This is a genomic window from Aneurinibacillus sp. Ricciae_BoGa-3, assembly GCF_028421645.1.
Classification (GTDB): Bacteria; Bacillota; Bacilli; order Aneurinibacillales; family Aneurinibacillaceae; genus Aneurinibacillus_B.
In genome coordinates, this window is record NZ_CP116887.1 from 224,844 (window position 1) to 250,367 (window position 25,524).

Consider the following 25,524-nt stretch of genomic DNA (forward strand, 5'->3'; position numbering starts at 1 on the left):
TGCGGGTCCTTTTTTTCATTCTTTTAACTTTGGTTTTTAGCTTTTGTTTTCGGTGGAATGATGTACAAAGTCTCGCAGCTGGATGGCTGCCTCTTCAATCGACGTAGCATCGATCTCAGTGAATTCCCCTTCGTATTCTTCTTTTTTGTAGGAGTAACGGGGGTCGTAGTATTTGATCAGGATGGTGCGAATAAATTGTCTGTATTTCCGTTCCACTAAATAACGGTAGCAATCATTCCGGGCAGATGTCTCCATTCTTCGGCCAATGGAATTAAACGCATCCATTACCTGTTTCGTAAACCATTCCTCATGCTGGTAAGGTGTAATATAATCCTCATATATTCTGTCAATGCGTATATCAAGAGGGGCAGTCGCATGGAACTGCACGCCTTTGCTTTTTGCGTCCATAATAAAGTCAGGCACAACAACTCTTCCGATTCTCCGGCTTTCGGCTTCCATGAATACATAGTGGATTCCCTGCTGCTGATATTGCATGAGTTCATCAAAAAGAAGGCTGTCAAACATTTTCTGGTTTTTCTCCTGAATCCCTACCGCTCCAAAAACCGAACCGCGATGGCCTGCATATCCTTCCAGATCCAGAACAGGTTCTTCCCATTCCTTAAGTTTGTTTAGGATTCGTGTTTTTCCGACACCAGTAAGTCCGTGAAGCACGTAAGCTTTGTCTGGCGCTATATCTTCGCTCAGGTGTTCTGTTATATACTGCCGATAGGCACGATACCCTCCTTCCAGGCGGATGACGGGCAGCCCTGACATGAGGGCGAAGGCTGTCATCGACTGGCTTCGCATGCCGCCCCGCCAGCAATAAAGGACGGGCTGGCGTTCACTGTTGGCCTGTTTTTTAATTTCCTCCATGAGATTGGGCAGTTTTGGGGAAACTATCTCCATGCCTTTCCACTTCGCTTGATTTTTCCCTTCCTGTTTATAGGTGGTTCCGACTATTGCTCTCTCTTCGTTTGTAAAGAGGGGGATATTAACCGCACCCGGAATGCTTGCCTCTGTGTACTCGCCGGGACTGCGGACATCTATCAGGGTAAAATGATCACGTTGTTCAAGTAATTTTTCTATGTTGATTTCTCTAGAAAACAAAGCTAATTCAGCTCCCTTTTTTAACTGGTTGTGTTATATGGTATAGTAAAAAAAGATACAGGAAAGGAGTGGTACAGTGAGCCAGGAACTAATTAAACTGACGTCACTTTCAAGCAAGGCTGGTTGAGGCTGCAAAATCGGCCCAGCCGACCTGGCACAAGTCTTGTGCCATTTACCTAAAGAATCATCAGCTAACGCTAACGTATTAGTTGGACTCGACGTTCCGGATGATGCCGGTGTATATAAAGTAAATGAAGACACCGCACTTGTTCAGACAGTCGATTATTTCACACCCATTGTCGATGACCCGTACCTTTTCGGACAAATCGCTGCTGCCAATGCATTGAGCGATGTCTACGCAATGGGAGGCAGACCGATAACTGTCCTTAATATTGTTGGCTTTCCTATCAAGAAATTAGACCCATCAATTCTGGCTTCTATCCTAAAAGGTGCCTCAGATAAAGTGATGGAAGCAGGAGCCGTTATTATTGGAGGGCACTCTATTGATGATCAGGAACCAAAATTCGGCATGGCGGTTACCGGACTTGTCCACCCTGAACAAATATGGACGAATCACGGAGCCCGGCCCGGGGATGCCATTATTTTAACCAAGCCGATTGGGGTTGGAATACAAACCACGGGCATCAAACGAAATTTATTAAGCGAACACGAAATTGACAAGGTTTCAAATGTAATGGCCGCTTTAAACAAAAAAGCCGCAGAGATCGCTGCCGGCTATACCATCCATGCTTCCACCGATATAACAGGTTTTGGCCTGCTTGGCCATCTGAAAGAAATGGCGGAGGGAAGCGGTACAGGCATAACCCTTTATGCCGATGAGGTCCCGGTTCTCAAAAGGACAAGAGAGCTCGCAGAAGCAGGGTCCGTTCCCGGGGGAACGAAAGCGAATCATGAGTGGCTGGAGCCAAATGTACACTATCCCGAAACAATGGATTTGGTGGATCAATGGATACTTTGTGATGCCGTCACTTCCGGCGGCCTAGCGCTTAGTGTACCGCAGCAGGAAGCTGACTCACTGATTGCTGATCTGCATGAAGCAGGCATTTCAGATGCGGCTATTATAGCTGCCGTTTCGGATGAACAGCCCGGTAAAATTGTTGTCAGGTAACATTTTAACATAGGGAAGTTAAAAATAATGAGTGGATTCACTAATCAGCAGCAAAACCGCATGCGCAGCCTGCCTTCTGTTCATAAGCTGGCTTACCATCCTGCTATTGTAAATTGGCGGGAAGAATACAGCTACACCGCGGAGGAAGTGACTGCGCTTGCCCAGCAACTGATCGAACAGGAACGCAAAAGGTTGTTAAGTGGAGAAGGCGAACCCCAGGAATGCCATCAAAATATTGATGATTGGGTGATGCAACTAAAGGAAGCTGTAGAGAAACTGCATACGCCTTCCATTGTTCCTGTCATCAACGGAACCGGCATTATTCTGCATACGAATTTGGGGCGTGCTGTACTATCCGAGCGTGCGGTGGAACAAATGGTACAGGTGGCACGATCCTACAGCAACCTCGAATACAATGTGGCGGCAGGCAGCCGCGGCTCCAGGCATGAACTGGTCGAGCATCTGGTTACCCGGATTACGGGGGCTGAGGCCGCTATGGTCGTAAATAATAACGCAGCGGCCGTATTCCTCATTCTTCGTGAACTGGCGAAAGGCCGGGAGGTTCTCATCTCTCGCGGACAGCTTGTTGAAATAGGCGGTTCTTTCCGCATTTCAGAAATTATGGAGGAGAGCGGCGCGATTCTGCGTGAAGTTGGAACAACCAATAAGACGCATCCTTATGATTATGAAAGGGCCATTTCTTCAGAAACAGCCCTTGTAATGAGGGTACATACGAGCAATTTCACCATTACGGGTTTTACGGAAGAAGTCCGACTGCCCGAGCTCGTACAGATTGCGCACAGCAGGGAACTCCCTGTGTATGAAGATCTGGGAAGCGGAGTGCTTTATGACCTGGCGGGACATGGCATTGGCCAGGAACCCGTGGCCTCAGCAGTAATAAAAGCGGGTGCGGACGTTATCTCGTTCAGTGGCGATAAGCTACTAGGGGGGCCTCAGGCTGGAATTATCGCAGGTAAGAGTGAACTTATTAACAGATTAAAGAAAAACCAGCTTGCCCGAATACTGCGCGTTGATAAAGTAACGCTGGCAGCCCTTGAAGCTACACTGCTTGCCTATTTGAAGCCGGAGCTGGCAATAAAAGAAATTCCCACTCTGCGCGCAATTTTAACGCCTGCAGACGAGATCAAAGCCAGGGTGTATGCATTTGCCGGACGGCTGAAAGAACAGACACATATTGAAGTGCGAATTTGTAAAGGCGAGTCCGAAGTGGGGGGTGGAACCCTGCCAGGTGTGAGACTGCCCACCTGGACAGCAGCTATCCGCTGTGCGAGCATGAGCACAGCTTCGCTGGAAAAAGCGTTCCGCAGGTATCAACCGGCTATTATAGGTCGTGTACAGGATGATTGGTTCATTCTTGACTTCCGAACGATCCATCACAGTCAAGAAGGTACCATCCTGCTGGCTATTAATCAGATTGTAGATCCATAAGTTGTACAGCATAAAAAAACCGGCATCCCTTTATGGGAGCCGGTTTTCTTTATGGTAGATGAAGTGTATGTTGCCTTAATATGATAAAGTATTTCGAGTTGGGAGCATTATATCCCTTTTTTTGTTTATTGGAGAGTGATTTTTTAAATGGGACCTCCGGTCCCGAAACACCCACGATGTTTTCTCACTTTCCATTGACCAGTTGAATCGAGGACTGGGTTTTCCGCTCAGCGTTCTGTAACTTTGTATTCTTCTCCTTATGCGTTTCGCGAGAGATACTTAACACGATACCCATACTGATTAAGTTGAGCAGGAGCGAGGAGCCGCCATAGCTGATAAACGGCAAGGGCACACCAGTAATCGGGATTGCACCCAGCACACCGCCAATGTTAATAAAAGCCTGGATAAAGGTCATGCTGACCACGCCAATGCCCACCAGGTTACAGAAGACATCTTTCACCCGCAGCGTAATCGTTAGGATCCGCCAGAGGAAAAAAAGATAGACAATGATAAAGATAAATGCACCGATAAAACCCAGTTCCTCGGAAAGGATAGAAAAGATAAAGTCGGTTTGAACCTCGGGAAGGTAAAGATATTTCTCTATACTCTTGCCTAACCCTGCACCTGTTAATCCTCCATGTGCAAGCGCAAAAAATGAATGAACCAGTTGGTATCCTGCCCCCAGTCCGTTAAATCCATCATTCCATGGATTCGTAAAATTCGCGATCCGGCTCCATCTGTAAGGTGAAGTAAAGACATAGAGGAAGCCGGCTCCACCTATTGGAATGAGCAAACCGAATAAATGTTTTAAGTTTACCCCCCCTGCAAAAAGGACCGAGACAGCAGTCAGCATCAGAATAGCTGCAGAACCGAAGTCCGGCTGCACCGCTATCACGACCGCAAATGCAAGTGAGACTGCCATTGGCGGAATAAATCCCTTTTTAAATTCCCGGAATTTCTCGCCTTTCTTCGCAATGATACCGGCAAGATAGAGTACGATGGCAATTTTAGCAAACTCAGCCGGCTGGAGGGAAACGGGGCCAAAGTCAAACCAGCTGCGGGCACCTTTATGTACCGATCCGATACCCGGAATTAAAACAGCAAACAAAACAAAAAAAGTAATCGCCATTATGGAGCCGAATTTCTTTTTATAGAAGGTGTAAGGGACGTTCATCGTCACAAACATGCCAATAAGCCCCAAACATGCCCACAGAATCTGCCGCTTCATAAAGTAAGTTGAATCATGATGTGTAAACGTTTCGTAGAGTGCATATACTGAACTGGCGCTGTAAACCATTACCAGACCGAATCCTACAAGAATAAATGTTAACGTAAGAAGTAAAAAATCAGGCCTACCTCTTGTTTTCATGCAATCCTCCATGTGCCGCGCTGTATACGGCTTATCCAGCATTCTATATAACAGTTTACTATAATCCGCCTTACATGGCAGTTCTTTTTTAACAAATGTAACATAACATGTCTCATATAAGGAAACACATCACAGGCAGTTACTTCATTAGAGATTAACAAGGATTTAACATAAGATTAACAAACTTAATGTACGATAATGGAATGTGGCTACGCGTCAGAATGAATAACTTGAACGTATAGAGGCTTGGGAATTAAATAGAATGGTGGATGATGCTATGCAGGAACAGCAGCTTGTCGATTTAAAAAAAGAAGTTTGCCTAATGGCTTCCATAGCCAATGATGGTTTTCTCCAGGCTTGGAAGGCGTTTGAAGAAAGCGATCTTAATCTGGCGAAAAGTGTGATTGTCCGGGATGAGAAGTTAAATGTACTGGCTGAAAAAATCTTTAAAATGAGCCTTAGCCTTATCGCTTTACAGGCTCCGGTTGCTACGGATCTGAGAACGATTGGTTCTTATTTGAAAATCGTTACGGACTTGGAGAGAATCGGTGACCTTGCTGTAGAGATTGCCAAGGTAGTCGTTCGTTTGGAAGCAAAGCCTTTCAGTATTCCGCTTTTCCAAATACCGGAGATGGCTAAAAAAGTGAAAGAGATTATGGATGTGAGTATTAAAACCTTGCACTCCAATGACACGCGCAGCCCTCGCCTGCTTGATGAGATGGATGACCAGATTGACCGGCACTTTAGCCAGTGTTTTGATTACTTGGAGGTTAGCCTGGAAAAGAACACGTCCTATATTAAAGAGGGACTCCAGCTTATCAAACTAATTCAGTCTCTGGAGCGAATTGGAGACCATGCGACAAACATCGGAGAATGGACCCTCTACATCGCTACTGGCAGCATTGCAGATCTGAATACGTAATGGGTTATACAGCAGACAGGAAGCTCATAGGCTTCCTGTCTGTTTTGTTGGGGTGGCTCAAGCGGGGGATCACTTGTTAACAGATAGAAGGGAATGCATTTGTTCAGGGTTAAAGCCCTTTACAGCCTGCCCGTTAATAACTGTCACAGGTATCCCCATTAGTCCATAGCTTTCTACCTGTTTTTGATATTCCCTGTTGGACAACAGGTCTCTCACCTCGAAATCGTATCCTTGATCTTTTAAATAGTTTTTTACCATTTCGCATGTACTGCATCCGGGAGCTGAATAAACGATGATTTGCATGGGAAACCTCCATTCATAAGATTAAACAATTGTTTAAGGTTTAGTATACATGATTATCCTTGTAAATTGTGGGTAAGCGTAGTGGCCTGAGGCTGTTCTTTATTTAGGTCTAACATCAAAATAGGCCCAAATGCCTATTTATTGATTGCACAGAGGCGTGGTATATTAATAAACGTCTTTTCGGACCGAAACAATTCGTTAAACATAATGAATATAAAAAAGTGTTGACAAAAAGACGCCAAATTGATATGATAAGTAAGCCGCTGCTAAACAAACAGCTGACTGATAAAGTTCCTTGAAAACTGAACAGTGAAATGCCAATGTGCGATTAACCCAGAATTCAATTCTGGATTTTATAAGTAAGACCAGCTCGTATGAGCGAACAGCATCGAACCTTTTTGGAGAGTTTGATCCTGGCTCAGGACGAACGCTGGCGGCGTGCCTAATACATGCAAGTCGAGCGGACTTTGAGAAGCTTGCTTTTCAAAGTTAGCGGCGGACGGGTGAGTAACACGTGGGCAACCTGCCTGTAAGCCTGGGATAACTTCGGGAAACCGAAGCTAATACCGGATAGGATCCAGAACCGCATGGTTCTGAATGGAAAGTTTTCGGACACTTACAGATGGGCCCGCGGCGCATTAGCTAGTTGGTGGGGTAGTGGCCTACCAAGGCGACGATGCGTAGCCGACCTGAGAGGGTGATCGGCCACACTGGGACTGAGACACGGCCCAGACTCCTACGGGAGGCAGCAGTAGGGAATCTTCCGCAATGGACGAAAGTCTGACGGAGCAACGCCGCGTGAGCGATGAAGGTTTTCGGATCGTAAAGCTCTGTTGTCAGGGAAGAACCGCCGGGAAGACCTCCCGGTCTGACGGTACCTGACGAGAAAGCCCCGGCTAACTACGTGCCAGCAGCCGCGGTAATACGTAGGGGGCAAGCGTTGTCCGGAATTATTGGGCGTAAAGCGCGCGCAGGCGGTTTCTTAAGTCAGGTGTGAAAGCCCACGGCTCAACCGTGGAGGGCCATCTGAAACTGGGAGGCTTGAGTGCAGAAGAGGAGAGTGGAATTCCACGTGTAGCGGTGAAATGCGTAGAGATGTGGAGGAACACCAGTGGCGAAGGCGACTCTCTGGTCTGTAACTGACGCTGAGGCGCGAAAGCGTGGGGAGCAAACAGGATTAGATACCCTGGTAGTCCACGCCGTAAACGATGAGTGCTAGGTGTTGGGGACTCCAATCCTCAGTGCCGCAGCTAACGCAATAAGCACTCCGCCTGGGGAGTACGGCCGCAAGGCTGAAACTCAAAGGAATTGACGGGGACCCGCACAAGCGGTGGAGCATGTGGTTTAATTCGAAGCAACGCGAAGAACCTTACCAGGGCTTGACATCCCGCTGACCCCTCTGGAGACAGAGGCTTCCTTCGGGACAGCGGTGACAGGTGGTGCATGGTTGTCGTCAGCTCGTGTCGTGAGATGTTGGGTTAAGTCCCGCAACGAGCGCAACCCTTGTCCTTAGTTGCCAGCATTCAGTTGGGCACTCTAGGGAGACTGCCGTCGACAAGACGGAGGAAGGTGGGGATGACGTCAAATCATCATGCCCCTTATGTCCTGGGCTACACACGTGCTACAATGGATGGTACAACGGGCCGCTAACTCGCGAGAGTATGCCAATCCCTAAAAACCATTCTCAGTTCGGATTGCAGGCTGCAACTCGCCTGCATGAAGCCGGAATCGCTAGTAATCGCGGATCAGCATGCCGCGGTGAATACGTTCCCGGGTCTTGTACACACCGCCCGTCACACCACGAGAGTTTGCAACACCCGAAGTCGGTGAGGTAACCGTAAGGAGCCAGCCGCCGAAGGTGGGGCAGATGATTGGGGTGAAGTCGTAACAAGGTATCCGTACCGGAAGGTGCGGATGGATCACCTCCTTTCTATGGAGAATCGGCACACTGGCACTTTCACTGTTCAGTTTTCCAGGAACACCTGGAACTAAATAAGATGTGGGGGTATAGCTCAGCTGGGAGAGCGCCTGCCTTGCAAGCAGGAGGTCAGCGGTTCGATCCCGCTTACCTCCACCATGTCTGGTAATAATGGCGAAGGGGTCACACCTGTTCCCATCCCGAACACAGAAGTTAAGTCCTTCAGCGCCGATGGTACTTGGGCGGCAACGCCCTGGGAGAGTAGGACATTGCCAGGCCGGCAACCTTGCCGAAAAAAGGATCGTCTACTAAAAGCGCAACGTGCCATCGTTAACAGGCGCAACGTCCTGTTGCGTTAACGATGCTAGACCGTCCTGGTCGTCGCTGTTGCAACGTAGACGTTAGCCCATCCGTGGGCGTCAATTTTGCACTTTGAAAACTGAATCATGGAAGAAACAATGCGCAATAGGAAAATCCAATTGTAATAACCTTTTAGGTGAAACCGGATTTCCATGAAAGAAAGCGGCATGAGAAACGAGAGATTCAAGGCGCGGCAGGACCGAGCAGCGGAGCGTATGATTTTGATACGTGAGCAGCGCAGGGACAACGCAACGCAGAAGATCGACGTTGATCAGGACGCTTGATTGGAAACCAGAGGTTAAGCTATGAAGGGCACACGGTGGATGCCTTGGCGCCAGGAGCCGAAGAAGGACGTGGCGAACTGCGAAATGCTCCGGGGAGCTGTAAGCAAGCGTTGATCCGGAGATGTCCGAATGGGGAAACCTACGATTCGTAATGGGATCGTACTCCTGCCTGAATCCATAGGGCAGGTAGAGGCAGACCAGGGGAACTGAAACATCTAAGTACCCTGAGGAACAGAAAACAATAGTGATTCCGTAAGTAGCGGCGAGCGAACGCGGAGAAGCCCAAACCGGAAGGTTCGCCTTCCGGGGTTGTAGGGCGTCTCACATGGAGTTACAAAAGACGGTCATAGATGAAGCGGCCTGGAAAGGCCCGTCACAGAAGGTAACAACCCTGTAATCGAAATGGCCGTCTCTCCGAGACGTACCCTGAGTACCGCGAGACACGTGAAACCTCGTGGGAAGCTGGGAGGACCATCTCCCAAGGCTAAATACTACCTGGCGACCGATAGTGAACCAGTACCGTGAGGGAAAGGTGAAAAGCACCCCGGGAGGGGAGTGAAAGAGAACCTGAAACCGTGTGCCTACAACTAGTCGGAGCACATTAACTGTGTGACGGCGTGCCTTTTGTAGAATGAACCGGCGAGTTACGGTTGCGTGCGAGGTTAAGGTGAGAAGCCGGAGCCGCAGCGAAAGCGAGTCTGAACAGGGCGAGTGAGTACGCAGCCGTAGACCCGAAACCGTGTGATCTACCCATGTCCAGGGTGAAGGTGCGGTAACACGCACTGGAGGCCCGAACCCACGCACGTTGAAAAGTGCGGGGATGAGGTGTGGGTAGCGGAGAAATTCCAATCGAACTCGGAGATAGCTGGTTCTCCCCGAAATAGCTTTAGGGCTAGCCTCGGATTTACTGTACTGGAGGTAGAGCACTGATTGGATGCGGGCCCCTCGCGGGGTACCAAATTCAGTCAAACTCCGAATGCCGGCTACAGATATCCGGGAGTCAGACTGCGAGTGCTAAGATCCGTAGTCAAAAGGGAAACAGCCCAGACCACCAGCTAAGGTCCCTAAATCTTCACTAAGTGGGAAACGATGTGGAGTTGCCCAGACAACCAGGATGTTGGCTTAGAAGCAGCCACCATTTAAAGAGTGCGTAATAGCTCACTGGTCGAGTGACTCTGCGCGGAAAATGTAACGGGGCTAAGTGAAGTACCGAAGCTGTGGCTTGACACCGTAGGTGTCAGGGGTAGGGGAGCGTTCCTGCAGCGGTGAAGCTCGACCGAAAGGACGGGTGGAGCGGCAGGAAGTGAGAATGCCGGTGTAAGTAGCGAAAAGAAGGGTGAGAATCCCTTCCGCCGAAAGCCTAAGGGTTCCTGAGGAAGGCTCGTCCTCTCAGGGTTAGTCGGGACCTAAGCCGAGGCCGAAAGGCGTAGGCGATGGACAACAGGTGGAAATTCCTGTACTACCTCTACTTCGTTTGAGCAACGGAGGGACGCAGGAGGGTAAGGCAAGCAGACTGCTGGTTATGTCTGTCCAAGCAATGAGGCGTGTGTATAGGCAAATCCGTACACTGTAACGCCGGGTTGTGATGGCGAGGGAAATTTAAGTACCGAAGTTCCTGATCTCACACTGCCAAGAAAAGCTTCTAGCGAGAAGTAAGGTACCCGTACCGCAAACCGACACAGGTAGGCGAGGAGAGAATCCTAAGGCGCGCGAGAAAACTCTTGCTAAGGAACTCGGCAAAATGACCCCGTAACTTCGGGAGAAGGGGTGCCCCGCTAGCGTGATAAGCGTGAGGGGGCCGCAGTGAAAAGGCCCAAGCGACTGTTTAGCAAAAACACAGGTCTCTGCGAAGCCGCAAGGCGAAGTATAGGGGCTGACGCCTGCCCGGTGCTGGAAGGTTAAGGGGAGCGGTTAGCGCGCAAGCGCGAAGCTGTGAACCGAAGCCCCAGTAAACGGCGGCCGTAACTATAACGGTCCTAAGGTAGCGAAATTCCTTGTCGGGTAAGTTCCGACCCGCACGAAAGGCGTAACGACTTGGGCACTGTCTCGGCAAGAGACTCGGTGAAATCATACTACCTGTGAAGATGCAGGTTACCCGCGACAAGACGGAAAGACCCCATGGAGCTTTACTGCAGCTTGATATTGAATGCTGGTATGATTTGTACAGGATAGGTGGGAGCCTTTGAACCCGGACCGCCAGGTTCGGTGGAGGCATCCTTGGGATACCACCCTGATTATGCCGGCCTTCTCACTCGCATCCCTTATCGGGATGGAGGACCGTGTCAGGTGGGCAGTTTGACTGGGGCGGTCGCCTCCTAAAGTGTAACGGAGGCGCCCAAAGGTTCCCTCAGAATGGTTGGAAATCATTCGCAGAGTGTAAAGGCACAAGGGAGCTTGACTGCGAGACCTACAAGTCGAGCAGGGACGAAAGTCGGGCTTAGTGATCCGGTGGTTCCGCATGGAAGGGCCATCGCTCAACGGATAAAAGCTACCCTGGGGATAACAGGCTTATCTCCCCCAAGAGTCCACATCGACGGGGAGGTTTGGCACCTCGATGTCGGCTCATCGCATCCTGGGGCTGAAGTAGGTCCCAAGGGTTGGGCTGTTCGCCCATTAAAGCGGTACGCGAGCTGGGTTCAGAACGTCGTGAGACAGTTCGGTCCCTATCTGTCGTGGGCGCAGGAAATTTGAGAGGAGCTGTCCTTAGTACGAGAGGACCGGGATGGACGCACCGCTGGTGCACCAGTTGTTCCGCCAGGAGCATCGCTGGGTAGCTATGTGCGGCCGGGATAAGCGCTGAAAGCATCTAAGCGTGAAGCCCCCCTCAAGATGAGATTTCCCACAGCATAAGCTGGTAAGACCCCTTATAGATGATGAGGTAGATAGGTTCGGGGTAGAAGTGCGGCAACGCATGGAGCTGACGAATACTAATCGGTCGAGGGCTTAACCCAATTTTTAAGGAATTCCTAACGCATTGTTTCTTCCAGTTCAGTTTTCAAAGTGCAAATCATTTCTGAATTTTTTTGAGGGCCCTTAGCTCAGTTGGTAGAGCGGTCGGCTCATAACCGATTGGTCGTAGGTTCGAGTCCTGCAGGGCCCACCATTTAACTAACTTAATATTTTGCGGTCGTGGTGGAATTGGCAGACACGCTATCTTGAGGGGGTAGTGATCTTTGATCGTGCGAGTTCGAGTCTCGCCGACCGCACCATTATTATTCATTCCTACTACATCGAATAATCTTTAGTACAGGAATGAAATCAGTAGTACCCGACAGGGTACACCATTGATGTGGAGGGATACCGAAGTGGTCATAACGGGGCGGTCTTGAAAACCGTTAGGGTGCAAGCCCACGCGGGTTCGAATCCTGCTCCCTCCGCCATAAAAACTTATCATTGGCCCGTTGGAGAAGCGGCTTAACTCACATGCCTTTCACGCATGCATTCAGGGGTTCGAATCCCCTACGGGTCACCATTTGGAGGATTAGCTCAGCTGGGAGAGCATCTGCCTTACAAGCAGAGGGTCGGCGGTTCGATCCCGTCATCCTCCACCATTCTTTAACTAATATGTTGCCGGTGTAGCTCAACTGGTAGAGCACCTGACTTGTAATCAGGGGGTTGAGGGTTCAAGTCCTTTCGCCGGCACCATTTATATTCATTCCAACTATGTCGCATTGACATCTTCGCTGGAATGAAATCAGTAGTACCCGTTAGGGTGCACCATTAATGTTGATTTTAACGTTTTAACTACGTCGAGTTATCTTCATAAATGAGCCATTAGCTCAGTTGGTAGAGCACCTGACTTTTAATCAGGGTGTCACTGGTTCGAGTCCAGTATGGCTCACCACTTTAATCAAAAGTGATAAGAATGATCATCTGCAGACTTCGTAATAAATCGAACAGGACTCTCACCAGAGAGGAAGTTCTGCTAAAAGCGCAACGTCCTATTGCAACGCAGAACCTCGTACATCCTGTGCATCGGAGTCCAGTATGGCTCACCACTTTAATCAAAAGTGATAAGAATGATTCTAATATTGTGCGGACATAGCTCAGTTGGTAGAGCACGACCTTGCCAAGGTCGGGGTCGCGAGTTCGAGTCTCGTTGTCCGCTCCATGTGTAAAGAATGAAATCAGTAGTACCGTACAAGGTGTACTAATGTGCCGGGGTGGCGGAACTGGCAGACGCACAGGACTTAAAATCCTGCGGTAGGTGACTACCGTACCGGTTCGATTCCGGTCCTCGGCACCATGTTACTTTATAAAAGAAGAATATCTTCTTTTTTTTGTTTTTATCCTTATGTGCCCGTAGCTCAATCGGATAGAGTGTCTGACTACGAATCAGAAGGTTGGGAGTTCGAGTCTCTCCGGGCACGCCATATCTATGTATTAAATCAGTTTGTAATTTCGGGAAGTGGCTCAGCTTGGTAGAGCACCTGGTTTGGGACCAGGGGGTCGCAGGTTCAAATCCTGTCTTCCCGACCATTTCGATGCGGGTGTAGTTCAATGGTAGAACATCAGCTTCCCAAGCTGAATACGTGGGTTCGATTCCCATCACCCGCTCCACTACTACCCACAAAAGTGAAGTAGATGCTTCGTAGCTACTTCCTAATACTTTTGCGGGGCCCGTTAAAAAATTAGGGGCCTATAGCTCAGTTGGTTAGAGCGCACGCCTGATAAGCGTGAGGTCGGCTGTTCGAGTCAGCCTAGGCCCACCATACATACGTTAAATAAGCACGCTGTTCTTAGTTGAACAGGGTGTTTTTTTATTGGATCGGAAAGCTCTGCTTCCCTCTCAACATAAGCAGCTTACGATGTATAGACCTGTGCCTTCGCGTCCACCAGGTTGCTAATTTCTTTATTCCAGCTTCCTTCATTCATTTAACCTTTAATGGAGCAGCGAAAAAACGCGTTAGTATAAGCGTTTGCAAGAAATAAAAACAACGAATATAGTAAACTTGAAGAATTAATTCTGAATAGTATGAGTAACCATGTTTATTTATCAGTTGAAGGAGGAGTTAGAATGGAAAAAGAGCTCTTCAACGTGAAAAATTTTGCGGGCGAGGATATTTTCCCCGTGCAGGAAATTCACCATATTGAACTATATGTAGGCAATGCCAAACAAACCGCTTATTTTTTTGCAAAGGCTTATGGTTTCCAAATCAAAGCCTACAAGGGATTGGAAACCGGTTCTCGCGATTTAGTTTCTTATGTGTTGGAACAGGGGAAGATTCGGCTTATTGTGACAGGTTCATTAAGCGAGAGTACAACTGTAGCCGAATTCATCAAAAAGCACGGAGAAGGAGCAAAGGATATTGCCTTAAAGGTTTCAAATGTAGAAGAAGAGTATCAGTCTGTTATAGAGCGGGGAGCGATTGCGGTTCGGGAACCATCGACAGAGAGCGATGAACATGGATATTTGAAAAAGGCAGTTGTCGGTACGTATGGCGACACCGTTCATACGCTCATCGAAACCCAGAATTATAAAGGTGCATTCCTCCCAGGATATCAGGCCTCCGACTTCCGGATTTCGTCGGTATCTACAGGACTTGTTGGGATCGACCATATTGTAGGTAATGTAGAGCGGATGGAGGAATGGGTCAACTATTATTCTCAGGTGTTTGGCTTTAAAATTCTTAAGCATTTTGATGATGAGGATATCTCAACCGAGTATTCTGCACTCATGTCCAAGGTTATGATGAACGGAACCGGCCGCATTAAGTTTCCGATAAATGAACCGGCGCAAGGAAAGAGAAAGTCACAAATTCAGGAATACCTGGACTTCTATAATGGACCAGGTGTACAGCATATCGCGCTGCTCACGAATGATATTATTTCGACGGTTACCGCGCTGAAGGACAACGGGGTGGAATTCCTTTATACGTCTGATACGTATTACGAGGATCTGGCTAACCGGGTCGGAACAATAGATGAAGATTTGAAAAAGCTACAAGAATTAAATATCCTTGTGGATCGGGATGATGAGGGATACCTGCTTCAGATTTTTACCAAACCAATTGTTGACCGGCCCACTCTATTTATTGAGATTATCCAGCGGAAAGGCGCGCTTGGTTTTGGCGATGGCAACTTCAAAGCCTTATTTGAATCGATAGAACGCGAACAGGAACGGCGGGGTAATATTTAATAATGAAACTTGTAAGTTATTATCACCCACAGAAACGCGCCATTCGCGGTGGCTGGCTCCACGCCGGCCAAGTATATGACTTGGAACAAACATATTGCCACCTGTGTGAAATGAGAGGGGAAGAGGTGGCCCCTCCCGTAACCCTGCTTGATTTTTTATGTCTGAAAGAGAATCATAAGCGGTGGCTGTATGACTTTGCGGTACAGGGGCCAGTTCCCATGCTAAAGTCTATATCCCTTGATCAGACCACTCTGCGTGCGCCTGTTCAGCAGCCGCCGGGCTTTCGCGACTTCTACGCGTTTGAAGAACACGTAAAAACAGCCAGGTCCAACAGGGGCCTTGGCATGATTCCACAATGGTACAATTTTCCTGTTTTTTATTTTTCCAATACACAGGCTTTAAAAGGGCACCTGGAACCCGTAGAAAAACCGGCTTATACGAATCAACTGGATTATGAACTTGAAATCGGCTGCGTAATAGGAAAGGAAGGCAGAGATATCGCGCGCAGGCATGCGCTGGATTATATCGAAGGTTTTTTTATCATTAACGATTGGAGTGCGCGGGATGTACAGCGGGAAGAGGTGAAAGTGGGGCTTGGCCCGGCAAAAGCGAAGGATTTCGCTACATCGATGGGTCCATATCTTGTCACCAGAGATGAACTGGAAGCGGTGCGTAAGGGGGAGCATTACGAACTGGAAATGAAAGCCAGAATAAACGGGAAGCAGCTCTCCCTAGGGAATTTAAATACCATCTATTATTCATTTGCCCAGCTTATTGAAAGAGCATCGGATTCATGCACGCTGTACCCGGGTGATGTTATCGGTTCAGGCACAGTGGGGTCGGGATGTATTCTTGAACTGGGTGAGGAGACGCACGCTTGGCTGCAGAAGGGTGATTTCGTTGAATTGGAAGTCGACAAGTTAGGTGTGCTTGCTGCCCGAATTGTTTAACGAATAAAAGGATTCTACTGACCAGCAAGGGAGGGGAGATACGTGCCGTTCTACGTTAAGATGGGGGATATTCCGAACAAACGACATACACAGTTCAGAAAAACGGATGGGTCGCTTTATTACGAACAAGTAATGGGTACAAAAGGCTTCTCAGGCATACATTCTCTGCTTTATCACCATACACCCCCAACCCGGGTGAAAAGCGTCACGAAAATAAAGGATATTCAGTATGAGTTTGAAGACAGGGGACCACTGAAGCATCGCCATTTCTTAACTGAGAACTGCCCTGCAGGCGGAGATTTTCTCGAAGCCAGAAAAATTCTGCTGGCTAACGAAGACATAGCGATCGGCATCGCCCGTCCAATCAATAAAGAAATGAATTATTTTTACCGGAATGGCGAGTGCGATGAGCTCTTGTTTGTCCATGAAGGCTCCGGGAAAATTGAGAGTGTATTTGGCGAGCTATCTTTTAGGCCAGGTGATTATATTGTCCTTCCAATCGGCACCACCTACCGGGTTATGCTGCAAACACCCGACGCGCGTTTTCTCGTGGTCGAATCCAGGTCTGCCATCACCACGCCCAGGCGTTATCGAAATGAACACGGCCAGCTCCTTGAACATTCTCCGTATTGCGAGCGGGATATTAGGCCGCCTGAGAAGTTAGAACCTCACTTAGAAAAAGGTGATTTTGAGGTAAGAGTCCGTGCCCATGGCATGCTTACGGCTTACCGCTTTGATCACCACCCGTTAGATGCTGTAGGATGGGACGGATATCTGTATCCGTATGCTTTTAGCATCTATGATTTTGAACCCATTACTGGCAGGGTCCATCAGCCACCGCCTGTTCACCAAACTTTCGAGGGGCACAACTATGTGCTGTGCTCATTTGTCCCTAGAATGTTTGACTACCACCCCCAGGCCATTCCTGCCCCCTACACGCACAGCAACGTAGATAGCGATGAGGTTCTTTACTATGTCGATGGGGAATTTATGAGCAGGAAAGGGATTAAGGAAGGATCCTTTACGTTACATCCGAGCGGGCTGCCGCATGGTCCTCATCCGGGAAAGGTGGAGGAAAGCATCGGTCAGAAAGAAACAGCCGAACTTGCCGTGATGATTGATACATTCCGGCCTCTGTTAGTCGTAAAGCAGGCGCTTGAATGGGAAGACCCGGCTTATATGAACAGCTGGTATGGCTGACAGCCCGTCGTTAGAGTCATAGCTACATTGGAAAGGAGCCATGGCAATGGTGCATGTTCCGTCACACTTACAGGAATTTGTAGTTGAACAGTCTTATGATAAATATACACCGATTGACCAGGCCGTATGGCGTTATGTGATGCGGCAGAACAGGGCTTTTCTTGAAAATAAGGCCCACCCAGCCTACGTGGATGGTTTAAAGTCAACCGGGATTGGCATTGAATCGATTCCACGCATCGAATGGATGAATGAATGCCTGTCCAAACATGGCTGGGGTGCTGTAAGCATCGACGGCTTCTTATCATCTGCAGCCTTCATGGACTTTCAGGCGCACGGCATTCTGCCGATAGCAGCCGATATCCGAACGAATGAACATATAGCCTACACGCCTGCGCCAGACATTTTGCATGAAGCGGCAGGCCATGCGCCGATTATTAAAAACCAAGAATACGCTGCCTATTTAAGAAAAATCGGATCGGTGGGCGCCAAGGCTCTATCAACCAAAGAAGATTATGTGCTATATGAAGCCATCCGCCTACTGTCCATGTTAAAAGAAGACCCTGAAGCCAGCGCAGAACAGATCCGGCAGGCGGAGGAGGGGTTGGTGCAGGCTCAGGATGCGTTAACAGAAGTTTCGGAAATACAGATGGTATCCCGCCTGTACTGGTGGACCGTGGAATACGGGTTAACAGGGGATGTCGATCAGCCGCGGATTTATGGAGCAGGCCTCCTCTCCTCTGTAGGGGAGAGTAAGCGCTGCCTGCAGCCGGATGTTGCGAAGCTCCCTTTCTCACTTGATGCGTGCATACAAACTGGCTATGACATAACGGATTACCAGCCACAATTGTTCGTCTGCCGCAGCTTTGGTGAATTGATACAAGCCGTTGAGGAGCTGGAGAGCCGCTTGGCCTGTTCGGTTGGAGCCACAAAAAGCCTGGAGATGGCCCTTCAATCGGAGAATTTTACAACCGCCGTGTACAGCTCTGGGCTTCAGGTAACAGGGGTTTTGGCGGGTATTGAATATGATGCGCAAGGCGAAGCGGCCTATCTACAATATAGAGGTCCAACTGCGTTGGCATACAGGAATGTTGAACTTGCCGGGCACGGCAAGGATGATCATAAAGAAGGGTATGGTTCACCGGTCGGCAGGCTGGCAGGGGAACCGTGTGCGATCGAAGACTTCTCGGAAACAGAGGTTCAGAAGTGGAACCTTATAGAAGGAAAAAAGGTGGCTTTGCCATTTGAATCAGGCGTAAAAGTAACAGGCACCGTATCTTATGTCCAACGCCAGGCAGGTAAAATCATGCTTATCGGGCTGTTTGATTGTACAGTTTCTTACCAGGGGCAGGTGCTTTTCCAACCTGATTGGGGCATATATGATATGGCGGTGGGCCAAAAAATCATTTCGGTGTTTGCGGGTGCCGCCGATAAGGAGAAATTCCCCGCCCATACCGAAAAGAAGTCCTCCCTGTCCACAAAAAGACGCCAGATATCGCCCCGTGAGGCGCAATTGCACGCGCTATACGGGCAAATACGCAATTTGCGCAGCCAGCAGGCTGAGCCGGATAAGGCAAAAGCCCAAATCCTGTACGTTAGTAAACAGCTAAAAAGTGAATTTCCGAATGATTGGCTGCTTCGGCTAGAAATTCTTGAACTGCTAACCCACAAAGATTGGCTCGCGGATGAACGACAGGAATTGCTTGCCTGCTTGCAACAGCTTCAAGCTATCCCGGAAAACAAAGAATTGATCCAGAATGGCCTCGCCTTGATCGTCAACAAGGGTAGAAATGCAAATAGAGAAGTGTCTGAATAGGGCGCCCGCCTCCCGGGTGTCTTATTTTGGTTATAGGCCGGTAAAAATATTTCGGCAACAGGTGTACAGAGGCCTAGTGACCAAATATAATGAATGGTAACAAATGATATAATTAGTATTTTATTCGCATTGGAGAGTGGGAGAAATGTTGCAGAAGCAAGAGGAGGCAAGGCGGTCATTAGGCAATAAAATAAGCGGCAGCGGGGAAGATATTGTAGAGAGAATGTCTGTTTTAACGAATCTATCAACCGATATTCTTAAGATTGTGGGTGTACTGCAGGATATCGCTTCCCAAACAAATCTGTTGGCCTTAAACGCTGCAATTGAGGCGGCCCGTGCCGGAGATCATGGCCGGGGATTTGGAGTCGTAGCTTCTGAAGTTCGTAAGCTTGCAGAAAGCAGTGCCAAATCTTCCAAGGATGTTGAGAATATTATCAATGAGCTGACCCGTGAGATGAAAGGCCTGCTCGATGATGTAAGTGCCGCATTGAAAGAGTCAGATAAAAACTAAACAAGCAGGAGCCAACCTCTCCTGGCAACGACAAGCTTTTACGTTTATCAGCTGGACAGCTGGGCAAAATAAGAGCAGAATGAAGTGAACGCATCATTCATTTAAAAGAGGCGGTTAATGTGAACACAACAGCAGCACCCCGTACAAAAAAACTAGTCGTTTTCTATGATGGCTGGTGTCCGCTGTGCCGTGACGCCGCGAGCAAGACCCATAAACTGGATTGGTTTCATCGTATCGAGTTTGTTTCTTTTCGGGATGAGGAATTGGTTAACCGCTATCACATAACGGGAAAAGATATGGAAAAGCGCATCTGCAGCCTTGCGATACCCGACAGACAGGAGTACGAAGGCATTTATACGGTTCTGCAGACATCGTTACGGGTACCGGCCTATTGGATCTTCGCTCCTTTTATCGCAGCAGGCATCGCCTTCGGATTTGGCCAGCATGTTTACGATTGGATTGCCGCGCGGCGTGCGATTATCCCTGTTGGAAACTGTACAGAAGATAGCTGCCAGCTGCCGACAAAATAAAGCGGTGAGCAAATCACCGCTTTTACTCTTTCATAAGCTGAAGCCACGGACGTTCGTTTTCCCATTTGAGGTTAATGCTGCTTTCGAAGAAATCGGAAAGGGCTGCGCTTGTTAACACATCACTTGTTGTGCCGGATGCGAATACCTGCCCCTTTTTCAACAGCAGAGCATGGGTGATGGAAGGTACAATTTCTTCAACATGGTGGGTTACGTAAATCAATGTGGGGCCATTGGGCTGCCTGGCAATATGCTCAATAGTAGTCAGTAACTGCTCTCTTGCGAATATATCAAGCCCGGTACACGGCTCATCCAGTATGAGAAGTTTAGGAGAGGCCATAAGTGCCCGGGCGATAAGGATTTTTTGTTTTTCGCCCTGTGAAAGGGTTTGATAGGAACGTGTCATGAATGAGCCGCACCCAAGGGTATGGAGAAGCGATCTTGCTTTTTCATAGTCTGCTTCTGTGGGTTCTTCGTAGAGCCCGATACTTGCAAATTTACCGCTTAGCACGATGGTTTCGGCCTTTTCATTGCTGTGGAGTTTTTCCTGCAGCGAGGAGCTTACCCATCCAATGGATTTCCTCAGCTCGCGCAAATCATATTCCCCAAACCGTTTATCTAGCACACTTATCTTTCCGCGTGTGGGCCATATGTAGCCGTTAATCATATTTAACAGTGTGGTTTTACCTGACCCGTTGAGTCCGATAAGAGCCCAATGCTCTCCGTCTTTGATTTTCCAGGACACATCCTCTAAAATATATCCCTGATCACGCCTCCAGCTAACACTTTGCAAATCAACAACCACAGTGATGCCTCCCTTTTTCTGTTTATTCCCACTTTACTATACACTATCTATTAATCGTTTGTCCTGCTTCACGGCGAATTAATAGAACAAGGCTTGGCAACTGCAAACTTTTCTACTAAAATAAGTATCGCTGTGGGAAAAAAACGCTTCCAGAACTTTCGTATAGCCATTTTAAGGCTATCTCACGTTATAATAGAAGGTGGCGTAGAAACGTGGTACATAAAAGAGAAGCAAACAGCCACAGATTATTCAGCTAGATATAGGAGATGTTAAGTTAAATGGAGACTGGTATGGAGAATACTGTAGAAACTGCACGAGAAACAAAACACTATGATGTCGTCGTAGTGGGCGGTGGACTGGCTGGACTGACTGCTGCCGCAATATTATCGCATAAAGGTAAGAAAGTGGCTTTGGTGGAACGTGGAAACCTTGGAGGGAGAGCGGTAACGCTCAGAATAAAGGATTTTGCCTTCAATTTTGGTGCGCATGCCATTTACGGTCGTGACACTTCCGTGCTGCGCACCCTGAAAAAGGAGATTGGCATTAATATTGGATGGGAGGACTTCGAACCCAATAAAGCGAAGTATGACATTGGCGACCAGTTAACCGATGTGCCTGCCAATATCCAGGGACTGTTTCGCACGGCTGTTATCAAAGGAACAGGAAAAATTAAATTTACTTTTGAAATATTCAAAACATTGCTCCGCCTTGAGAAAGGCCACCCTCACCTCTCGATCGCCAAATGGATGGAAGAGAATCATATTAATGAAGACGTAAGAGAGATGATGCTTACGCTTGCCTCTTCCAATTTCTTCACCAAAGAACCTGAAAAAATTCCATCAGATGTATTCTTTAACTATTATCAACGGCTATTTACGACTAACAAACCAGTAGCTTACATTGCAGGCGGCTGGCAGGCACTTATTGATGAATTTATCAGGGTAATTGAAAGCAGCGGCGGTGAAATTTATATGAAAACAAAGGTTGAGTCTGTGTCCGCTGACAATGATCGAGTAACCGGAATTCAAACGAATAAAGCAAACTTTGCCGGCAAAGAATTTGTATTTGCTATTCCGCCAAAAGAACTGGACAAAGTCTTCGTTGGTACGAAAATCGAACACTCCGTTAAACAGTACTCAAACTATGAACCGAGCTATGTTTATGTGTATGATGTAGGTCTACGGGAAAGAATTGACGTGCCGTACACGTATATTTACGATAAGCAGAATAGAATCTTTATTACAGATATCTCCCATTATGACCGTTCGTGCGCACCGGAAGGAAGCCAGCTGCTGCAAGCTATTGCGTATATTGCACAGGACGATTTAAAAGATAAAGAGAAAATGGAAGAATACCATGCAAAAATTGAAGCGCTTTACGACAAACACTTCTCCGGATGGCGAGATCAACTGGTTGTGCCGCGGGTGTCGAAACGTGCAGCCGCCCAGGAAATTAAATGGACGATGACTCAGGATCCGATGCCGCTGTATTTTCCTGATTATCGCAACGTGTTTTTCACAGGGGACTGGTGCCAGGGTGAAGGGCAGCTTTCGGAGCTTTCATTCTCCAGCGCATATGAGACAAGCAAACTAATTCTGCAAAAAGATTAAGCAGGGCATGCGCCCTGCTTTTTCTATTCTTCGTGATTTAACGCATCCTGGTGGCGTCTGTCGTTGCGGTCCTGCTGAATCTCTCTTGCATACAGGCCGCTAACAGGCATCACTTCGAGGTCCTCTATAACGTTCTGCAAATTCTTATCGTGGCTCACTTTATTTTTTTTACCCATCGTTCGTTCCCCCTTATTGGTGTGTATCTTCTTGCAATGCCTGCGCACATTCGTGAATATGCCGAATGTAGTCGTCCAGCAAATGGTTAACAGGAGCAGAACCATCTAAAATGGCCTCTCCCTCCTTGCGGCCTTTTCTAAAATCTACTTTCACTTCCCGGTCATCCATGTAGGAACAGGAAAAGTCAAAGGAGTAACCGGTATGCCCCGCCGTATCGATATGGATTTGTACCGTACGCGGATTCCTCGGGTCGCCCGTTACTTTTACAGAATCCGTTGCATTAAGAATGCCCGGGAGTGTTTGGCTCCAGGCCTCTACAAGTTCTTTTCCGCTGATTTTGGATTGTGGTTGGGATTCCATCTTTGGCACCTCCGTTCTTTTTATTGTGTTATCGAAGCGGACCTTTTATTAGCCTAAATAACTGGAGGTTTTTACCTTGTTCATGAGGATAAATAGGTGCAGTATTCCTAACCTTATAAATACATTGTATAATAGGTAAAATGGTGTGATTTTTTTCACAAATATAAAATGGGGGGAGTATTATGGATCTCGTCGTAATCAGGGAGTTGCGGCCAGGAATGGTCGTTGAAAAAGATGTTGTCTGCCCAAAAACCAAAAAACGGCGGTTCATTTTCATTTTATTTTGTGCAAAAAGCATGTAAATTTACTGATAACCATTTCTATTTTTACCAAAGCTTAATATAATAGTTAGTATCATAGAATGTGTGGAGTCTAAAACAATAACATCCAAAGAACTAAGCGGGAAGGGAAAGCGATACCATGTCAGATAACCCTACTAATAAACGGCATTTCTTTCGTCTACAGCTTAAAGAGCCTCTTGATGCTGAAATGAGTATTGTGCAGATTAAAGACCAGCGTATTGAAAGCAAAGAAACGCTGGTTAAAGTCGATAATATCAGCGGAGGTGGTCTCAAATATTTTTCAGATCTTAAAATGCCGGTATCTCATGAAATTGTGCTGGAATTTAAGATGGAGTTAAACAAAGAACCTCTTACTCTTATGGGCTATAATGTTTGGCGGGTAGACAGGGAAGAGGGGGATTATGAATACGGCGTGCTGTTTACCATTGATGAAGTTCTGCGTGAGCAGCTAACGGCGCTGGTGAACAAGACAGCAATTATATACAAGAAAAAGTACGTCCAGACCGTGTAGGTCTAGAAAAAGCCAGGTTCTTTCAACCATCGGCTTTTTTGTGGTTATAAGACAAAAGGGACCGGGTTAATAGGTACAGCGAAGTCGTCCAAATTGATGGAATTTTTTCCGGAAATCTGGACGATTTTTTTTGCGTTTGTTTCCATCAAAATTCAAAAACAAATCAAACCGTTACATTTTACAAAGGATGTAGCGGTAGTGACAATAGTAAATATTATTGGCATTGTTTTTGCTAATTTAAGTAAGCGTATACAATTTATCAAAGGAGGGTATTGGAGAATGGGAATTATTTTGTTAATTATTTCATTAGGACTGCTTATGTGGATGACTATGCGTGGAATCAACATTATTATTGCCGCTATTATATCGTCTTCCTTTGTAGCGATCACAGCAGGTCTCAATGTAGCTAAAGTTCTAACGGAAGCTTACATGAAAGGATTCACCGGATTTTTTGCCTCATGGTTTATTTTATTCCTCTTGGGAGCTGTATTTGGGAAAGTTATGTCAGATACACGGGCGGCGGACTCCATTGCGAACGCTTTAATGAAATTCTTAGGGGAGAAATGGGCGGTTTTAGCAACCGTGTTAACCTGTGCAATTATGACGTATGGTGGCGTATCGCTTTTTGTGGTTGGATTCTCGGTTTATCCCTTAGCGGTTTCGCTGTTTAGAAGTGCAAATCTGCCAAGAAGATTTATCCCGGCTGCCATGATTCTGGGCTCGGTATCCTTTACAATGACCATGCCCGGATCTCCTGAAATTCAGAACCTCATTCCTACTAAGTTCTTTCACACAACCCCATGGGCTGGTGGTGTGATCGGCATACTTATTGCTCTTGGCATTGCGGTGGCAGGATGTATGTACCTCATGTCTACGGTAAAAAAAGCAGTAGCACGGGGTGAGCGATATGATGAGTATCCCGTTCAAGACCAGGCTGTGAATATGCAGGGCGGTGTCCATGAACTGGCAGCTGCCCAAGCCGAGTCTCTGCATGTGGCTGAAACTTCTCTGCCTCACTTCGGATTGGCGGTAATGCCGCTGATCGTTGTGGTTGTGAGCCTGGCGGTGATGACCAATGGATTTCATGTGGACTCTACTATCGCAGCAGTCTACTCGATGGTGGCAGGCATTGTGATTGCCTGGTTGCTTATGTTCCGTTTCATTCGGGAATTCTGGGGTTCGCTGGCGGACGGTGCATCAGAATCCATTGTGGCGATCTCTAACACTTCTGCGGTTGTAGGTTTTGGTTCAGTTGTGGCGTTAACGCAAGGGTTTAAAGACGTGATTCACGTGGTAACCCATATGCCCGGGTCCCCATATCTTGGGCTTGGAATTGCCGTAACCATTATTGCCGGCATCACTGGTTCTGCTTCCGGCGGTCTGGGAATAGCCCTGCCCATTCTTGCGCCTATCTACACGAAGATGGGTCTTGATCCAGGCGCCATGCACCGTATATCTGCACTTGCCTCAGGCGGCCTGGATGCTATGCCGCATAATGGGTATGTTGTTACGCTTATCCGCTCCATTGCAAAAGACACGCACAAACGCGCTTATTGGCCGCTTGCTATGGTTAGCGTCGTCATTACCACGATTGGCCTCTTACTTGCGATTATTCTTTTTTCTATCTTCCATTAAAAATAGGCAGCACAGTTCCGAATAAATAACGAGCAAGAATCGGGAGAACAGGTAATAGCTGTTCTCCTTTTCCGTATATACCGATCGGACATACCCATGTTCTGTACCTGATGGAGATAAGAGTTGTGCGTATCGGAGGGGCA

The 25,524-nt window shown here is 47.7% G+C and carries 18 protein-coding genes, 14 tRNA genes and 3 rRNA genes; 29 read left to right on the top strand and 6 right to left on the bottom strand.

The genetic code is table 11. The features are described from left to right. Window positions 1-36: 36 nt before the first annotated feature. Window positions 37-1,107, bottom strand: coding sequence for a tRNA 2-selenouridine(34) synthase MnmH (mnmH, locus tag PP175_RS01140; RefSeq protein WP_272441089.1), 1,071 nt, complete (start codon window positions 1,105-1,107; stop codon window positions 37-39). Between the two features lie 76 nt (window positions 1,108-1,183). On the opposite strand from mnmH, the gene selD reads away from it, so the two are divergent. Together selD and selA are read left to right on the top strand one after the other, a co-directional pair. Next, window positions 1,184-2,236, top strand: a complete 1,053-nt coding sequence (gene selD, locus PP175_RS01145; protein WP_272441090.1) for a selenide, water dikinase SelD — start codon at window positions 1,184-1,186, stop codon at window positions 2,234-2,236. Between the two features lie 27 nt (window positions 2,237-2,263). After that, window positions 2,264-3,685, top strand: a complete 1,422-nt coding sequence (gene selA, locus PP175_RS01150) for an L-seryl-tRNA(Sec) selenium transferase (protein ID WP_272441091.1) — start codon at window positions 2,264-2,266, stop codon at window positions 3,683-3,685. A gap of 184 nt (window positions 3,686-3,869) precedes the next feature. On the opposite strand, the gene ftsW is transcribed toward selA, so the two are convergent. Next, window positions 3,870-5,054 (bottom strand): putative lipid II flippase FtsW, encoded by a 1,185-nt coding sequence (gene ftsW, locus PP175_RS01155; RefSeq protein ID WP_272441092.1) that lies wholly within the window; start codon window positions 5,052-5,054, stop codon window positions 3,870-3,872. A 262-nt stretch (window positions 5,055-5,316) separates the two neighbouring features. Between ftsW and phoU the strand changes: the two genes are divergently transcribed. Then, entirely contained in the window at window positions 5,317-5,976 is a 660-nt protein-coding gene (gene phoU / locus PP175_RS01160) for a phosphate signaling complex protein PhoU (protein WP_272441093.1), read from the top strand. A 69-nt stretch (window positions 5,977-6,045) separates the two neighbouring features. On the opposite strand, the gene PP175_RS01165 is transcribed toward phoU, so the two are convergent. Next, window positions 6,046-6,279, bottom strand: a complete 234-nt coding sequence (locus PP175_RS01165; RefSeq protein WP_272441094.1) for a glutaredoxin family protein — start codon at window positions 6,277-6,279, stop codon at window positions 6,046-6,048. A 395-nt stretch (window positions 6,280-6,674) separates the two neighbouring features. Between PP175_RS01165 and PP175_RS01170 the strand changes: the two genes are divergently transcribed. The 23 genes from PP175_RS01170 (at window position 6,675) to PP175_RS01280 (ending at window position 19,984) form a co-directional block, all read left to right on the top strand. Beyond that, window positions 6,675-8,209: ribosomal RNA gene (locus tag PP175_RS01170) — 16S ribosomal RNA — on the top strand. 71 nt (window positions 8,210-8,280) lie between these two features. Beyond that, a tRNA-Ala gene (locus tag PP175_RS01175) sits at window positions 8,281-8,356 on the top strand. A 2-nt stretch (window positions 8,357-8,358) separates the two neighbouring features. Next, window positions 8,359-8,475 (top strand): 5S ribosomal RNA (rrf, locus tag PP175_RS01180). A gap of 378 nt (window positions 8,476-8,853) precedes the next feature. Continuing rightward, window positions 8,854-11,792 (top strand): 23S ribosomal RNA (locus PP175_RS01185). The 16S, 23S and 5S rRNA genes sit together here with 14 tRNA genes alongside, the layout of an rRNA operon. 76 nt (window positions 11,793-11,868) lie before the next feature. Further along, window positions 11,869-11,944 (top strand) — tRNA-Ile (locus tag PP175_RS01190). 20 nt (window positions 11,945-11,964) lie between these two features. Next, window positions 11,965-12,050 (top strand) — tRNA-Leu (locus PP175_RS01195). 82 nt (window positions 12,051-12,132) lie between these two features. Beyond that, a tRNA-Ser gene (locus tag PP175_RS01200) sits at window positions 12,133-12,221 on the top strand. A 15-nt stretch (window positions 12,222-12,236) separates the two neighbouring features. Then, a tRNA-Glu gene (locus PP175_RS01205) sits at window positions 12,237-12,313 on the top strand. Window positions 12,314-12,316: 3 nt separating this feature from the next. Continuing rightward, window positions 12,317-12,392: transfer RNA gene (locus PP175_RS01210), tRNA-Val, on the top strand. An 18-nt stretch (window positions 12,393-12,410) separates the two neighbouring features. Then, window positions 12,411-12,486, top strand: a tRNA-Thr gene (locus tag PP175_RS01215). Window positions 12,487-12,609: 123 nt separating this feature from the next. Next, window positions 12,610-12,685, top strand: a tRNA-Lys gene (locus PP175_RS01220). A gap of 191 nt (window positions 12,686-12,876) precedes the next feature. After that, window positions 12,877-12,952, top strand: a tRNA-Gly gene (locus PP175_RS01225). A 46-nt stretch (window positions 12,953-12,998) separates the two neighbouring features. Then, window positions 12,999-13,087: transfer RNA gene (locus PP175_RS01230), tRNA-Leu, on the top strand. A gap of 50 nt (window positions 13,088-13,137) precedes the next feature. Further along, a tRNA-Arg gene (locus tag PP175_RS01235) sits at window positions 13,138-13,214 on the top strand. A 29-nt stretch (window positions 13,215-13,243) separates the two neighbouring features. After that, a tRNA-Pro gene (locus PP175_RS01240) sits at window positions 13,244-13,320 on the top strand. Window positions 13,321-13,327: 7 nt separating this feature from the next. Further along, a tRNA-Gly gene (locus tag PP175_RS01245) sits at window positions 13,328-13,401 on the top strand. A gap of 75 nt (window positions 13,402-13,476) precedes the next feature. Then, window positions 13,477-13,553 (top strand) — tRNA-Ile (locus tag PP175_RS01250). 305 nt (window positions 13,554-13,858) lie between these two features. Then, entirely contained in the window at window positions 13,859-14,980 is a 1,122-nt protein-coding gene (gene hppD / locus PP175_RS01255; RefSeq protein ID WP_272441095.1) for a 4-hydroxyphenylpyruvate dioxygenase, read from the top strand. 2 nt (window positions 14,981-14,982) lie between these two features. Beyond that, complete coding sequence (locus PP175_RS01260; RefSeq protein ID WP_272441096.1) at window positions 14,983-15,930, top strand: fumarylacetoacetate hydrolase family protein; 948 nt, start codon at window positions 14,983-14,985, stop codon at window positions 15,928-15,930. 42 nt (window positions 15,931-15,972) lie between these two features. Next, a complete protein-coding gene (locus PP175_RS01265) occupies window positions 15,973-17,130 on the top strand; it encodes a homogentisate 1,2-dioxygenase (RefSeq protein ID WP_272441097.1) in 1,158 nt (385 codons plus the stop codon). A gap of 46 nt (window positions 17,131-17,176) precedes the next feature. Beyond that, window positions 17,177-18,943 (top strand): aromatic amino acid hydroxylase, encoded by a 1,767-nt coding sequence (locus PP175_RS01270; RefSeq protein ID WP_272441098.1) that lies wholly within the window; start codon window positions 17,177-17,179, stop codon window positions 18,941-18,943. 145 nt (window positions 18,944-19,088) lie between these two features. After that, on the top strand, window positions 19,089-19,454 hold the full coding sequence (locus tag PP175_RS01275; RefSeq protein WP_272441099.1) for a methyl-accepting chemotaxis protein: 366 nt from the start codon (window positions 19,089-19,091) through the stop codon (window positions 19,452-19,454). Window positions 19,455-19,573: 119 nt separating this feature from the next. Then, window positions 19,574-19,984 (top strand): thiol-disulfide oxidoreductase DCC family protein, encoded by a 411-nt coding sequence (locus tag PP175_RS01280; RefSeq protein WP_272441100.1) that lies wholly within the window; start codon window positions 19,574-19,576, stop codon window positions 19,982-19,984. A gap of 22 nt (window positions 19,985-20,006) precedes the next feature. On the opposite strand, the gene PP175_RS01285 is transcribed toward PP175_RS01280, so the two are convergent. Beyond that, window positions 20,007-20,792 carry an ABC transporter ATP-binding protein gene (locus tag PP175_RS01285; RefSeq protein ID WP_272443147.1) on the bottom strand — a complete coding sequence of 262 codons (786 nt, stop codon included), beginning with the start codon at window positions 20,790-20,792 and terminating at the stop codon, window positions 20,007-20,009. Window positions 20,793-21,064: 272 nt separating this feature from the next. On the opposite strand from PP175_RS01285, the gene PP175_RS01290 reads away from it, so the two are divergent. After that, the gene (locus PP175_RS01290; protein ID WP_272441101.1) at window positions 21,065-22,396 is read left to right on the top strand and encodes a phytoene desaturase family protein; all 1,332 of its coding nucleotides are present in this window, start codon (window positions 21,065-21,067) and stop codon (window positions 22,394-22,396) included. Between the two features lie 23 nt (window positions 22,397-22,419). Here PP175_RS01290 and PP175_RS01295 read toward each other — a convergent pair whose 3' ends face one another. Continuing rightward, on the bottom strand, window positions 22,420-22,572 hold the full coding sequence (locus PP175_RS01295; RefSeq protein WP_272441102.1) for a hypothetical protein: 153 nt from the start codon (window positions 22,570-22,572) through the stop codon (window positions 22,420-22,422). 13 nt (window positions 22,573-22,585) lie between these two features. Then, entirely contained in the window at window positions 22,586-22,933 is a 348-nt protein-coding gene (locus tag PP175_RS01300; protein ID WP_272441103.1) for a hypothetical protein, read from the bottom strand. A gap of 420 nt (window positions 22,934-23,353) precedes the next feature. Between PP175_RS01300 and PP175_RS01305 the strand changes: the two genes are divergently transcribed. Together PP175_RS01305 and PP175_RS01310 are read left to right on the top strand one after the other, a co-directional pair. Beyond that, entirely contained in the window at window positions 23,354-23,746 is a 393-nt protein-coding gene (locus PP175_RS01305) for a PilZ domain-containing protein (protein ID WP_272441104.1), read from the top strand. 279 nt (window positions 23,747-24,025) lie between these two features. Next, entirely contained in the window at window positions 24,026-25,381 is a 1,356-nt protein-coding gene (locus PP175_RS01310; RefSeq protein WP_272443148.1) for a GntP family permease, read from the top strand. Window positions 25,382-25,524: the final 143 nt, after the last annotated feature.

What these genes read in the sequence shown, in the direction of transcription:
- selA (WP_272441091.1), top strand. Translation starts at nt 2,264, where the DNA reads ATGAGTGGATTCACTAATCAGCAGCAAAACCGCATGCGCAGCCTGCCT.
- ftsW (WP_272441092.1), bottom strand. Translation starts at nt 5,054, where the DNA reads ATGAAAACAAGAGGTAGGCCTGATTTTTTACTTCTTACGTTAACATTT.
- phoU (WP_272441093.1), top strand. Translation starts at nt 5,317, where the DNA reads ATGGTGGATGATGCTATGCAGGAACAGCAGCTTGTCGATTTAAAAAAA.
- PP175_RS01165 (WP_272441094.1), bottom strand. Translation starts at nt 6,279, where the DNA reads ATGCAAATCATCGTTTATTCAGCTCCCGGATGCAGTACATGCGAAATG.
- hppD (WP_272441095.1), top strand. Translation starts at nt 13,859, where the DNA reads ATGGAAAAAGAGCTCTTCAACGTGAAAAATTTTGCGGGCGAGGATATT.
- PP175_RS01260 (WP_272441096.1), top strand. Translation starts at nt 14,983, where the DNA reads ATGAAACTTGTAAGTTATTATCACCCACAGAAACGCGCCATTCGCGGT.
- PP175_RS01270 (WP_272441098.1), top strand. Translation starts at nt 17,177, where the DNA reads ATGGTGCATGTTCCGTCACACTTACAGGAATTTGTAGTTGAACAGTCT.
- PP175_RS01275 (WP_272441099.1), top strand. Translation starts at nt 19,089, where the DNA reads ATGTTGCAGAAGCAAGAGGAGGCAAGGCGGTCATTAGGCAATAAAATA.
- PP175_RS01290 (WP_272441101.1), top strand. Translation starts at nt 21,065, where the DNA reads ATGGAGACTGGTATGGAGAATACTGTAGAAACTGCACGAGAAACAAAA.
- PP175_RS01295 (WP_272441102.1), bottom strand. Translation starts at nt 22,572, where the DNA reads ATGGGTAAAAAAAATAAAGTGAGCCACGATAAGAATTTGCAGAACGTT.
- PP175_RS01300 (WP_272441103.1), bottom strand. Translation starts at nt 22,933, where the DNA reads ATGGAATCCCAACCACAATCCAAAATCAGCGGAAAAGAACTTGTAGAG.
- PP175_RS01305 (WP_272441104.1), top strand. Translation starts at nt 23,354, where the DNA reads ATGTCAGATAACCCTACTAATAAACGGCATTTCTTTCGTCTACAGCTT.
- PP175_RS01310 (WP_272443148.1), top strand. Translation starts at nt 24,026, where the DNA reads ATGGGAATTATTTTGTTAATTATTTCATTAGGACTGCTTATGTGGATG.